The sequence below is a fragment of the Salinivibrio sp. AR647 genome (assembly GCF_001995415.1).
GTDB classification, from domain to species: Bacteria; Pseudomonadota; Gammaproteobacteria; order Enterobacterales; family Vibrionaceae; genus Salinivibrio; species Salinivibrio costicola.
Genome location: NZ_MUFE01000001.1, coordinates 429,284 through 442,338, shown reverse-complemented (window position 1 = coordinate 442,338; position 13,055 = coordinate 429,284). Strand labels below are relative to the sequence as shown.

Below are 13,055 nucleotides of genomic sequence, written 5' to 3'. Positions count from 1 at the left end.
TGTGGCACTGAAAAAATTGGTCGCCAATAGTACTCGAACTTGTGAGGAGGGTCACGATGAAACTCCATCAATCGCGGCAAAGATCGTCTTGACATACAAACGTCATCAACGCGCGGCAAAGATGAAAACGTGAACTGGCACAATCAAACAAGTTGGGCGATGCGCAACGGCCAGGTCTATGCTTACTTTAAGCGCTGTCATCGACAGTGAATTGCCGACACAGGAGGTGCCTATGGGCGACGCCGACCGGAAGCTGTTTGTATTAGACACTAACATTCTCCTCCACGAACCTTTCGCCATCTATTCCTTCCAAGAACACGATGTCGTGATTCCTATGACCGTCCTCGAAGAGCTTGACCGTATTAAAGATAGCAAGCGTGATGTCTCTCGGGATGCCCGTGTGGCGATTCGTGCCTTGGAAGATATCTTTAAAGAAGCCACACCCGATGAAATTGGCGAGGGTATTGTGGTCGGTAAAGGTGATGCGACGGGTACCGTCTCCATTCTGGCTGATTTTGAGATTAAAGAAACGGTCCATGCCTTTGCCGATAAAGCGGGCGATAATCGCATTTTAAATGCGGTGTTATACCTTCAAACCAAACGCTCACCGCGCAAAGTCGTGCTGGTGACCAAAGATATCAATATGCGCCTGCGCGCCAAAGGGGCGGGGGTGATGTATGTCGAGGATTACCGTACCGACCAACTGATTGATGATGTTCGGTTGCTCACCAAAGGCTTCCATCAATGTGCGGGCAGTTTTTGGGATAAAGTGGGGCAATGCGACAGCAAGGCCTATGGCTCCGAAACACGCCACACATTACCGGCTGAGCTATTAGAAACGCCTTTTGTGAACCAGTACTTATTGGATGAAAGTGACGACTTCGCCGCACGAGTGCAAGCCATTGATGGTGATAAAGCGATCATCAAAGATCTCAGTCGAGAGCGATTAATGCACCGTGCTGCTTGGGATGTTAAACCGAAAAATATCTATCAAGGCATGGCAATGGATGCGTTGCTTGATCCCACGATTGATTTAACCATTCTGACAGGGCCTGCAGGCTGTGGGAAAACGATTTTAGCCATGGCTGCGGCATTAGAGTTAGTGGTAGAAAAGGGCATGTACGATAAGATTATCGTAACCCGTAATACGCCAGATATTGGCGAGTCGATTGGTTTTCTCCCCGGGACAGAAGAAGAGAAAATGCTGCCATGGCTCGGCGCAGTGACCGATACCCTCGAAGCGTTACACATGAATGATGAATGCACCGACGGTTCGATGCGCTACATTATGGAAAAAGCGAATCTGCAGTTTAAATCGATTAACTTTATGCGCGGGCGCTCGATTCAAAACGCGTTTGTGATTTTGGATGAGTGCCAAAACCTGACCGCCTCTCAGCTTAAAACCATTATCACCCGTTGTGGGGAGGGGACTAAGTTAGTGTGCTCGGGGAACTTAGCGCAAATCGACTCTTCCTATTTGACACCTGTAACATCCGGACTGACTTACATTGTTGAGCGGTTTAAAAACTTTGAAGGCAGTGCGTGCGTGTACCTCAATGGTGTGGTGCGAAGCCGGCTGGCTGAGTTTGCCGAAGAGAACCTTTAACCATCAAGGTGGCGGCCTCTATGCCGCCACTGATAGGGTTATGCCGTGACACCGATATAATCACGCATGATGGCTGGCGGTGTCTTGAGCGTATCAACCGGATCGTGAAGCTGTATTCGGCCATTATCGAGATAGATAAATTGATTGGCGATCGCTTGTGCATCGTCTGGATGGTGGGTGACCATTACCACCGTCGTGCCTTGTTCTTGAGCGGTACGTTTGACCAAGGCTAACATGTCTTGTTTTAGCGCCGGATCAAGTGCCGAAAAGGGTTCATCGAGCAGTAATAAAGGCTGGTTGCGTGCGATGCTTCTCCCCAAGGCGATGCGTTGGCGTTGGCCGCCCGATAGTTGGCTGGGTAGACGAGATAAATAATCGGTCAACCCTACTGCGTGTGCAGCATGGCGCACGGCCTCTTGCTGTATGGCCGTGAGTTTAAGCGAGGGAGACAAGCCAATTGCCATGTTGTCGAATACTGACAAATGGGTAAATACGTTGTGCTCTTGAAACAAGATAGACAGTGGCCGCTGGTGGGCGGGCGTCGTGGTGACAGGCTTGCCATCAATAGTGATCTCGCCACTATCTGGCGCGATCAGCCCAGCAATCAGTGATAATAAGGTGCTTTTGCCTGCACCGCTGGGCCCGAGCACAGCCACAATCTCTCCAGGGGCTATTTGGGCATCAAAGATCATCCAATCTTGCTGGTAACGATAGTGGACATTGGAAAGCGTCAGCATGCGTGTCTCCATTGGATCAGACGAGTGATTAGGGCATAGCAACCCAAACTGGTAAGCAGTAATAGCATGGCAGCGGCAGCGCCTGCGTCCATTTGGTAGCTCCCCATCAAGCGAAACAAATAGAGCGGCAGGGTTTGAAAATTTTGGCTACCAAAAAGTGCGATCGCACTAAGATCGCCCATCGATAACACAAAACTTACCGCCACGCCGCGCGCGATCGGGGCGCGTAAACACTGCCATTCGATAAGACGTAGACGGTTGACACCTTTTAGCCCCAAGGTAGCGCAAAGATTGTGATAGGACTGGGCAAGTTGATAGGCGGGCGCGCTCAGTACTTTTATTAAATAGGGCAACGCCATCAGGGCGTTCACGGCCATCACCAACCACAGCGCCAAGCTGAATACATCGCTAAACTGGCGAAACAGTAAAAAAAGCCCGGTACTGAGGACAATACTGGGTACCACTAAAATCATCGCCCCTAACGTTTCAATGCCATTCGCTTGTTTCTTACGCCCGTTCAAGCGCCAATAACGACTGGCTAAGATGACAGAGGTGGCCAACACGAAGGCCAAGACGGTTGCTCCGGTAGCGATAAGCAGTGAATGCATGGTGGCTTGCCATAATGCCGTGTCGCTCAGCACAATTAACGCGCTAGGGTTAAGGCCACGCGCGATCACAACCCCGAGAGGTGGTAGAACCAACAATAAAGTCAGCGCAATCCAGAGACTGTCCCAACACTTCGCCGTGCGACTATCGAGTGCCGATGGAAGCGGTTGCACTTCGCTGGGGGTGTTGGCAATCGGCCGAGTCAGTGTTTGCACAATAAAAGCAAAGGTGCCGCACAAGAGCATTTGCCACAGCGCCAGAGCGGCACCGGTTTGTAAGTCAAAATCAAAATGAATGGCTTGATAGATAGCCAATTCAATGGTGGTCGCTTTGGGGCCACCGCCTAATGCCATCACGGTGGCGAAGCTGGTGAAACACAGCATGAATACCAGTCCGACGACATGGGGTAGACTTTGCCGCAGATAAGGCCATTCAAGGTGGCGAAAACGTTGCCAGCCTCTTAGACCAAGCTGGGTTGCCAGGCGCCTTTGATCCGCCGGGATCCCTTCCAAGGCCTGCACCATCAATTGGGCCGAAAAAGGCAGGTTAAAGAAAACATGCGCAAGCAAAATGCCGCTTAAGCCATAGAGAGAAAATGGCATCGCCGCATCAAAGTACGCGAAGGCTTGTGCAATCCAACCGCTACGGCCGTAGATGGCAACCAATCCAAACACGCCCACCAATACCGGCAGCACCAGGGTCATGGCAAACAGTTTGAGTAGCCAAGCTTTCCCTGGAAATTGTCGCCGAGCCAGCGCATGGGCCACAGGAATGGCGAGCCCAACGCTGAGCACCACAGATAAGGTAGCCTGCTTAAAGCTAAACAGCGTGACATGGCGCAGATAGGCATCTTGCCACAGGGCGGACAGCTTCAAGTCTTGACTGTGTAAGAACAGCGCCCAGAGTGCGCTGCCAATTAATAACACGACCAAGCTGGCCGCGAGACTGCCCGGCCAGGTTCGAGAAGGGTTAAGCATCGACGTTATTCAACCAAAGCGGTTTGCCAATCGCGCACCCATTGCTGACGGTTACCCATCACTTCATCGGGCTGGTACAACAGGCTCTCTTCTGGTTTGTTCAGCGTATAGAAGGCGTCAGGCAAGCTAACATCGGTGACCGGGTACATCCACTGCGTGGTTGGGATCACAGACTGTGCTGCGTCACTGAGCATAAATTGTAGAAACGCATCGGCGCGTTCTGGTTGGTCGGTATAAGCAGACTTCGCCGCCACTTCAATTTGCATATAGTGGCCTTCTTCAAACATGGCGGCGGCAAAGCGGTCATCATCGTCAGCGACCAGGTGATAGGCGGGCGAAGAGGTGTATGAAAGCACCATATCTGCCTCTTTGTTGAGGAACATGTTGTACGCTTCGGTCCAGCCTTTGGTCACGGTAATAGTGTTGTCGGCAAGGTCGCGCCATGCCTGCTGGCTTTGATCGCCGTATACTTTTTGGATCCACAGCATCAAGCCTTGGCCAACTGTTGACACACGTGGATCTTGGTAAATCACACTGATATCGTCACGCTCCTCAATCAAAGCCTTCAAGCTTTTGGGCGGGTCGAGCAAACGCGTGGTGTCATACACAAAGGCAAAGTAGCCGTAATCGTAGGGGATAAAGTAGGGATTATCCCAACCGCCGGGTACCTGTAGGCGCTCCGTATTCACCGCGTGCTCGGCGACAATGCCGCTACGCTCAGCTTCTTTCATCAAGTTAGTATCCATACCGAGTACAATATCAGCCTTGGTAGTATTGCCTTCGATACGTAAGCGATTAAGCAGAGCAGCACCGTCACTAAGAGACACAAACTCTAATTGGCAGTCACAGCGTTTTTCAAATTCGGCTTTGATTTTTGGCCCTGCGCCCCAATCGGCGATAAAAGAATCATAGGTATAGACCGTCAGAGGGTCGGCGGCACGGGCGCTGAGTGATAACAGCGATAAAGAAACCAGAGTGAGAACAGAGGTAATAACTTTCACAGCACGCTCCTAAGTTGGGCGTGGGTGTTGAGGCAAGTTGATGGCAACATCAAGTCTCAATCCCTACGCCAGTGTTAGCTGGATCAGGTTCGATGGGTTTAGCGCCGCGCGCAATCTCAGCCATGAGGCTCCCCAATGAGTACGGTGCTATTGTACTGATTGGCTTAGTGTTCACCAAGCCTTTTAGTCCGCGAGTTGGTTAAGCGTCCAGTCGTAGTCATAATCCAAGCGTGCATCCTTGGGAAGCTTGATGTCTCTATATTGATTGATATGGGTGATCACCCCTTGTTCACTGCCGCCAAAGTCAGTCTCAAACCACTCATAGATAGAAGAAAGCTGCCACTGATTACCCTGCTGAYTCACGCCTTTATCACTATTAATAAAGGTGTAGGCGGCTTGTTCTAATTGCGCATCCAAGGTGTCGGCTTGAAAGGCTTGCGGTTGCAGGTTAGGGCAGCCAAGGCTGGCACAATTGACCGCATAGTGGGTACGCGGATCTTGCCATAGCGGACGCAAAATACGGTGTTCGATTTCATTGAGCGTGAGGGCTTCGCCCGCCACCGTCACTACGTCATCATCCCACGGACCAAAGCTAAAGAGTCCGCCTAGCTTGGTGATCGAACCGATTGGATAGGCGTCCAAAATTAGCTTTACGGTGACTGAGTTGTAGAGATTAACCCAATACGCGTATTGTTCGTCTTTGCTCAGGGTACGCGGATCGCGCTTGGTAAGCATGCGAATGTAATGATCGAGGGTCGCTTTTTCGGCCTCGGTGACGGCTGCGTAGTTAAATAAGGTGTGCTGCCCCTGAGGCTGTAAATACTTATCGAGTAATACTTGCCAACTGTGATGCGTGAAGGTGGCTTGGCTGTCAGGATTATGTGCATCCCACATTGCCCAGTAGTCCGCTTTGGGCGCGGCTTGGCTGATGAGCGGAAACACTAGCCCGAACAGAAGTATCAAATGTTTTTGCATTGTCAGTCCTTAATGCGATCAAACCTTCTTTGAGACTAGACCAAGCGAGTCAGCGGTTGGTTTCATTGAGGATAGAAAAATGGGAAGGAACGCCAATAAATGCGGAATAATCAGCACTTATTGGCGAGAGATGAGTGGATGGTATTACACCAAAAAATCAGGTATTTGCTGCTCAAAGCGCGAAATTTCCGCTTCGTGCTGTAACGTCAGCCCGATACTATCCAAACCTTCGAGTAAGCAATGATGGCGAAAATCATCCATCTGGAAGCTAAAGCAGTGTTCACCGGCACGGATGGTTTGGGCGGGCAAATCTAGCGTTACCGTCGCACCTTCATTTTCGGCCACATACGTAAATAAAGCATCGATTTGGCCTTCTTCAAGGGTCACCGGCACCATTTGGTTATTAATGCAGTTGCCATAGAAAATATCGGCAAAACTGGGGGCGATAATCACTTTAAAACCGTAATCATCCAGCGCCCAAGGAGCATGTTCGCGTGACGAGCCACAGCCAAAGTTTTCGCGGGTGAGTAACACGCTCGCCCCTTGGTAGCGAGCTTGATTGAGCACAAAGTCAGGGTTCGGTTGCTTGCCCGCATCATCTAAAAAGCGCCAATCGTGAAACAGGTGCTGACCAAAGCCAGTACGGGTGACTTTTTGCAAAAACTGTTTGGGAATGATCGCATCGGTGTCGACGTTCGCCGCATCCAATGGAGCAACAATGCCGGTGTGAGTGTGTATGCCTGACATAAGGCCTCCTTATAATTGGTTAACGTCGACAAAATGACCGGCAATCGCCGCCGCCGCGGCCATCGCCGGGCTGACCAAGTGGGTACGTCCTTCACGGCCCTGGCGGCCTTCAAAGTTACGGTTGCTGGTGGACGCGCAGCGCTCTTTAGGGCCTAAGCGATCGTTATTCATCGCCAGACACATCGAGCAGCCAGGCAAGCGCCACTCAAAGCCCGCTTCGCGGAAAATCACATCCAGCCCTTCTTGCTCTGCTTGGGCACGCACTTGCTCGGAGCCTGGCACCACCATGGCATGGACGCTATCTGCGACGTGCCGACCTTTGGCGACCGCCGCGGCTGCGCGCATGTCCTCAATTCGAGAGTTGGTGCATGAGCCAATAAAGACTTTATCAATTTGGATATCTGTTATGGCTTGGCCTGCGGTTAGCCCCATATATTTCAGCGCGCGCTCCGCCGAGTGGCGCGCGATCGGATCTGCCATGTGCTCAGGGGCCGGCACGCTATCGTGCACACTAACCACTTGGCCGGGGTTGGTCCCCCAGGTGACCTGATGATGAATTTGACTGCCATCGAGTGTCACGACACGATCAAATTGCGCATCGGCATCCGAGTGCAAGGTTTGCCAAAAATCGACCGCTTGCTGCCATTGTTCACTTTTAGGAGCAAATTTCTTGTCTTTTAAATAGGCAAATGTGGTCTCATCGGGGGCGATCAGGCCAGCTTTTGCACCCAATTCGATCGCCATGTTGCAGACCGTCATTCGCCCTTCCATGGACAAGTCGGTAATGGCGTCACCGCAAAATTCCACCACGTGTCCGGTGCCGCCGGCATGACCGACTTGGCCGATAATCGCTAGGACAATGTCTTTGGCGGTGATCCCGGGGGCGGTTTTGCCCGTGACTTCAATTTTCATCGTGCGGGCGCGGGATTGCTTGAGTGTTTGGGTGGCCAGTACGTGTTCGACTTCGGAGGTACCAATACCAAAGGCCAGTGCACCAAAAGCACCGTGAGTTGCCGTATGAGAATCACCACAGACGATGGTATTGCCAGGCAAAGTAATCCCTAACTCGGGCCCCATCACATGGACAATGCCTTGGTAGGGGTGATTCAAGTCGTACAGGGTGACGCCAAATTCTTCGCAGTTTTTAGCCAAGGTTTCCATTTGGATGCGCGCCATTTCCCCTGACGCGTTAATGTCTTTGGTTTCGGTGGAGACATTGTGATCCATGGTGGCGAAGGTTTTGCTCACTTGGCGCACCGGACGGCCTTTCTCTCTCAGGCCGTCAAACGCTTGTGGCGAGGTCACCTCATGCACCAAGTGACGGTCGATATACAGCAGCGGCGCTTCGCCTGGTTGCTCAGTGACCACGTGAGACTGGTGAATTTTTTCGTACAAGGTCTTGGCGCCTTGCTGGGTGTTTGCATTCGACATAGCTCGTATCCTTACGGGTAATGATTATGCGCCTTGGCGGATATAGGCGGCGATACGATCGCCCATCTGCTCGGTGCTCAGTGCTGGATGATTACCGGCCAGATCGGCCGTCAGTTCACCGGCTGCCAGCGCTTGGCTCACTGCGTGTTCAATTGCACAGGCCGCGTTTTCTTCGCCCAACGAGTAACGCAGCATAAGTGCCGCCGATAAAATTTGCGCCACTGGATTAGCAATGTTTTGCCCGGCGATATCGGGCGCGGAGCCACCGGCGGGCTCATACAAGCCAAATTTACTCGCGTTCAAACTGGCTGAGGGCAGCATGCCCATGGAGCCTGTGATCATCGCGCACTCATCAGAGATGATGTCGCCGAAAATATTTGAACACAGCATCACATCAAATTGCGACGGGTCTTTAATCAGCTGCATGGTCGCGTTGTCGATATACATATGGCTTAAGCTGACATCCGGATAATCTTTTGCCACCGCTTCTACCACCTCGCGCCACAGCATTGAGCTTTGCAGTACATTGGCTTTGTCGATTGAGCACACTTGTTTGTTGCGAAGCTGGGCGGATTGAAAGGCGATGTGTGCGATGCGCTCAATTTCATAGCGATGATAGACTTCCGTATCAAACGCCTTTTCCTCGCGGCCTTCGCCTTCGCGCCCTTTGGGCTCACCAAAATAAATCCCGCCGGTCAGCTCTCGTACCACCACGATATTAAAACCTTGGTCGGCAATATCGGCGCGCAGCGGACAAAAGCTTTCGAGACCGGTATGGATTTGTGCCGGACGCAAATTACAAAACAGACCAAAGTGCTTGCGTAGCGGCAGTAAGGCACCGCGCTCCGGTTGTTCGGTTGGCGGTAAATGCTCCCACTTGGGGCCGCCGACTGAGCCAAATAAAATCGCATCGGCTTTTTCACAGCCAGCCAAGGTGTGTGCGGGCAGCGGCGAACCATGGGCGTCGATTGCAGCACCGCCAACCGGATAATGCTGACGCTCAAAGGTGACAGCGAATCGCTCGCTAACCGCATCAAGAACTTTTTCGGCTTGCGCCATCACTTCGGGGCCGATACCGTCGCCGGGTAAAATTGCAATTTGGTGTGCGCTAGCCATGTTTATACTGTCTCCTGTTTTAAATGGGATTGTTCCTTAATCTGCGCAATTTTGTTGGCGCGATAAATAGCATTGATCACGTTTAATAAAGCTTCGCCGGAGGCCTCGATAATATCGGTTGATACCCCGGTGCCGTGATATTTACGGCCTTTGTAGTTGGCAATGATATCGGCTTGGCCGAGGCCATCTTCCCCTTCTCCTTTGGCGGTCAGATCGAATTTATCCAGCTCAATGTCATAGCCGGTGATCCGATATATGCACTGGTACAAGGCGTCGACGGGACCGTTTCCAATCGCCGCTTCGCGTTTTTCTTCATCGCCACATTGCAACTTGATGCTGGTGGTCGCCATTAGGCTGCCCGATTGCACGCCTAGATAGTTGAGCTTATAAAAATCGTCCTCTTCTTTGAGGTTGTTGAAGAACATTAAAGCTTCTAAGTCGTAATCGAACACCTGACCTTTACGATCTGCTAACTGCAAGAATGATTGATACAAGGTCTCCAAATCATAGTCTTGCTCGTTGTAGCCAAGGTTATCCATATGGCTTTTCACCGCCGCGCGGCCGGAGCGACTGGTGAGATTCAATGATTTTTTACCCAATCCAATCGACTCTGGCGTCATGATTTCGTAGGTATTTTTGTTTTTCAGCATGCCATCTTGGTGAATGCCAGAAGAGTGGCTAAAGGCATTGGTACCGACCACGGCTTTGTTGGGCTGGATTGGCATGTTGCAAAGTTGGCTAACCAGCTTACTGGTGCGGGCGATTTCAGTATGATTTAAGCCTGTCTCCACGCCTAACAAGTCAGCGCGGGTTTTTAAGATCATTGCAATTTCTTCTAGCGCACAGTTACCGGCGCGCTCGCCGATGCCATTAATCGTGCCTTCGACTTGGCGGGCGCCGGCCTGTACAGCGGCAATAGAGTTGGCGACCGACATCCCCAAGTCATCATGGCAATGAACAGAAATCACCGCTTTGTCGATATTGGGTACGCGGTTGAACAGGTTGGCAATGATATCGCCAAACTCACTGGGGACCGTATAGCCGACTGTATCTGGGATATTGACCGTGGTGGCGCCAGCATCAATTGCTGCTTCGACCATGCGGCATAAATTATCAATCGGGGTGCGTCCGGCATCTTCGCAGGAAAACTCCACATCATCCGTATACTGGCGCGCATGTTTGACCGCACGCACGCCCATTTCTACTACGTCATCGTAGCTGCGGCGAAGCTTGTCTTTGACATGAATGGTAGAGGTGGACAAAAAGGTGTGGATACGAAAAGCATCGGCGGCTTTGAGCGATTCCGCTGCCACATCAATGTCTTTAGGAACAGCGCGAGACAAAGCACAGACACGGGCATGCTGCATATGCTGAGCAATGGTACGTACGGACTCAAAGTCGCCCGGAGAGGACACAGGAAAGCCAGCTTCAATGATGTCTATTTTCAAACGATCCAAAGCTTGCGCGATTTGCAGTTTCTCTTTGACCGTTAAGCTTGCCGACAACGCCTGCTCGCCGTCACGTAATGTGGTGTCAAACAGAATGACTTGGCTGTTCTCGCTCATGAGTAACTCCCTGTTGTGTTTGCTGGCCGCCGTCATGGCTCTTTAATTGGCGATATGTTTTATTTTGGCGACATTAGATACAAAAAAACCCGCGTCTGGCGCGGGTTTTTGAGATTTGGCATTCACTGTTTTCTGCCCAAAACCTACCCGCGCGACTGGGTCACGATAAGGAGGAGAATGAGGCGTAGGTGAAACAGTGTCATGCTGATGTCCGTCAGTAAATATTCTGTTACCAGAAATAACAGAGCGATGGGGAAAGCGTCAATCTGAAAAAAACAAAACCCGTTTTCTGCGCAATACAAAGGCGAGAAACCGGTTAATTAAACTGCTTTTTACACTAAAAGTTAGACTTTTGTGCTGTGGTCTGGGGCGGCTTTGTCCACCCTGCATTATTTTACTTACGCCAACACAGCTGATCTTAAGCGGCGACGGGGCAGAGTAAATTCATTGAGATGTCCCAATAACGTCACCGACCTGTCACACCGGCTGGCTAATGTTTAATCATCAGCTCGCTGTATTGGGAGATACCATGAGACGCTTTGCTGCGATTCAACGCTTTGACCACTCGGTATCGACACTTTGCCTATCGCATCGCTTTAGCGCTGACACCGCCAAAGTGGCCCGTGCCGTTTCCCACTCGGGCGATGGGCCTCTTTATATCGTGGTGGGGTTAGCTGCTTGGTGGCTGCAAGAAGCCGTGGGGCTCTGGTTTTTACTCACGGGGCTCACTGCATTTGCCATTGAGCTGCCAATTTACTGGGTATTAAAACGCAGTTTCCGGCGCACACGTCCTTCGCAGCTACCCGCCTTTATCACGCCGTCTGACCTATACAGTATGCCATCAGGCCACACCGCAGGTGCCTTTTTAATGGCCTCTTTGCTGAGCATCTTTTTCCCATCGCTCACGCTGTTTGTATTTATTTGGGCGAGCTTGATTGGCATTTCTCGGGTGTTACTGGGTGTGCATTTTGTGACCGACATTATTGTGGGCGCAGGGTTAGGGATAATGTGTGCCAACTTGGCGCACAGCATCACCGCGGATCTTTACGGAATGGCAGGTCTTTCATGAAGCTTTTATACGGTGTTCAAGGAACCGGTAACGGCCATATATCGCGAGCCCGAGCGATGGCGCGTGCTTTGGCAGAGTACGATGTCGAGGTTGATTTTATTTTTTCTGGTCGGCCGGCAGAGCACTATTTTGATATGACGCCATTCGGTGACTATCGGACCTTTACCGGGATGAGCTTTGTGAGCCGCGATGGCAAAATTGATATGTTGGCCACGGCGAGACACAATCACTTGGCACAGCTGCGACGCGATATACGCCAGCTTGATGTATCAGACTATGATAAGGTCATCTCTGATTTTGAACCCATCAGTGCGTGGGCGGCGCGCCAACAAGGAATACCCTCGGTAGCCATCAGTCATCAAGCCGCGTTTTCTCACGCGGTGCCCAAACACGGAGAAACTTGGATTAATCGTCTGATTATGCGCCACTTTGCGCCAACAGACTATGCCATTGGCCTGCATTGGTATCACTTTAACCAAGCGATTTTACCCCCGATTATTGATACCAGCCTGCCGAATGCAACAACGGTGTCGCCCGTTGCGGAAAAGGCGGTACTGGTCTATTTACCCTTTGAATCTTTATCTGCGGTCAGTGAGTTGTTGTTGCGCTTTAGCCAGCCTTTTGTCTGCTTTCACCCCGAGGTAAGCGCGCCCGAGCAGCGAGAAAACCTTACGCTTATGCCGCTGGGCAAAGAAAGCTTTCACTCGGCGCTACATCAGTGCCAGGGGGTAATAGCGAATGGGGGCTTTGAACTTCCGTCTGAAGCGCTGACGTTGGGTAAAAAACTGTTATTAAAACCACTGTCTGGTCAGTTTGAGCAGTTAAGTAATGTCGCGACACTCGCCCAGCTTGGCTTGGCGCACACTATGAATAGCTTGGATGCGCGTGCTGTCCGAGAATGGCTACAGACACCTGCAGTGGACGCGATTGCATACCCAGATGTTGCTAAAGCTCTGGCGGAATGGCTAGTCAAAGGTGAGTTGGGCCAGACGCGCAGCCTATTTCACCATTTGTGGGCTCAGGTTGATTATCCGGAAACAGTCGAAGAGTCGATCTTAGACTTCAACCGCTTATCAACACGCGTTGAGCCGAACCGATTGAGGTTACAGCGGCTGAACCGTTAATAGGATCCGTTATGCACAAGGTGACTGATTAACGCCTCAACGCCGCTGAATCACGTTTTTACATTTTCACTAGAGTATTCGCTCGATTTTGCTTGTTTTTA

11 protein-coding genes and 1 riboswitch are annotated in these 13,055 nt (G+C 51.3%); of the genes, 3 read left to right on the top strand and 8 right to left on the bottom strand.

Annotated features, from left to right (window positions below):
* The first annotated feature begins 232 nt into the window (after positions 1-232).
* The gene (locus tag BZG76_RS01990; RefSeq protein ID WP_077459959.1) at positions 233-1,606 is read left to right on the top strand and encodes a PhoH family protein; all 1,374 of its coding nucleotides are present in this window, start codon (positions 233-235) and stop codon (positions 1,604-1,606) included.
* 38 nt (positions 1,607-1,644) lie between these two features.
* Here BZG76_RS01990 and thiQ read toward each other — a convergent pair whose 3' ends face one another.
* From thiQ to leuA, 8 genes are all read right to left on the bottom strand, one after another.
* Positions 1,645-2,343 carry a thiamine ABC transporter ATP-binding protein gene (gene thiQ, locus BZG76_RS01985; protein WP_077459958.1) on the bottom strand — a complete coding sequence of 233 codons (699 nt, stop codon included), beginning with the start codon at positions 2,341-2,343 and terminating at the stop codon, positions 1,645-1,647.
* Positions 2,337-3,926: a thiamine/thiamine pyrophosphate ABC transporter permease gene (gene thiP, locus BZG76_RS01980; RefSeq protein WP_077459957.1), complete on the bottom strand. Its 1,590-nt coding sequence runs from the start codon at positions 3,924-3,926 to the stop codon at positions 2,337-2,339. The genes thiQ and thiP overlap by 7 nt, the downstream gene beginning before the upstream one ends.
* A 5-nt stretch (positions 3,927-3,931) precedes the next feature.
* Positions 3,932-4,918: a thiamine ABC transporter substrate binding subunit gene (thiB, locus tag BZG76_RS01975; RefSeq protein ID WP_077460038.1), complete on the bottom strand. Its 987-nt coding sequence runs from the start codon at positions 4,916-4,918 to the stop codon at positions 3,932-3,934.
* A 52-nt stretch (positions 4,919-4,970) separates the two neighbouring features.
* A riboswitch (TPP riboswitch) is annotated at positions 4,971-5,072 on the bottom strand.
* A gap of 38 nt (positions 5,073-5,110) precedes the next feature.
* On the bottom strand, positions 5,111-5,902 hold the full coding sequence (locus tag BZG76_RS01970; protein WP_077459956.1) for a DUF547 domain-containing protein: 792 nt from the start codon (positions 5,900-5,902) through the stop codon (positions 5,111-5,113).
* Positions 5,903-6,046: 144 nt separating this feature from the next.
* The gene (leuD, locus tag BZG76_RS01965) at positions 6,047-6,649 is read right to left on the bottom strand and encodes a 3-isopropylmalate dehydratase small subunit (RefSeq protein ID WP_077459955.1); all 603 of its coding nucleotides are present in this window, start codon (positions 6,647-6,649) and stop codon (positions 6,047-6,049) included.
* Between the two features lie 9 nt (positions 6,650-6,658).
* Positions 6,659-8,080 (bottom strand): 3-isopropylmalate dehydratase large subunit, encoded by a 1,422-nt coding sequence (gene leuC, locus BZG76_RS01960; RefSeq protein WP_077459954.1) that lies wholly within the window; start codon positions 8,078-8,080, stop codon positions 6,659-6,661.
* A gap of 24 nt (positions 8,081-8,104) precedes the next feature.
* Entirely contained in the window at positions 8,105-9,196 is a 1,092-nt protein-coding gene (gene leuB / locus BZG76_RS01955) for a 3-isopropylmalate dehydrogenase (protein ID WP_077459953.1), read from the bottom strand.
* Positions 9,197-9,198: 2 nt separating this feature from the next.
* Positions 9,199-10,761, bottom strand: a complete 1,563-nt coding sequence (gene leuA / locus BZG76_RS01950; RefSeq protein ID WP_021023371.1) for a 2-isopropylmalate synthase — start codon at positions 10,759-10,761, stop codon at positions 9,199-9,201.
* Positions 10,762-11,290: 529 nt separating this feature from the next.
* Here leuA and BZG76_RS01945 point away from each other — a divergent pair.
* A complete protein-coding gene (locus tag BZG76_RS01945; RefSeq protein WP_077459952.1) occupies positions 11,291-11,830 on the top strand; it encodes a phosphatase PAP2 family protein in 540 nt (179 codons plus the stop codon).
* Positions 11,827-12,954 (top strand): MJ1255/VC2487 family glycosyltransferase, encoded by a 1,128-nt coding sequence (locus BZG76_RS01940; protein WP_077459951.1) that lies wholly within the window; start codon positions 11,827-11,829, stop codon positions 12,952-12,954. Before BZG76_RS01945 ends, BZG76_RS01940 begins: the two co-directional genes overlap by 4 nt.
* The last annotated feature ends 101 nt before the right edge of the window (positions 12,955-13,055 follow it).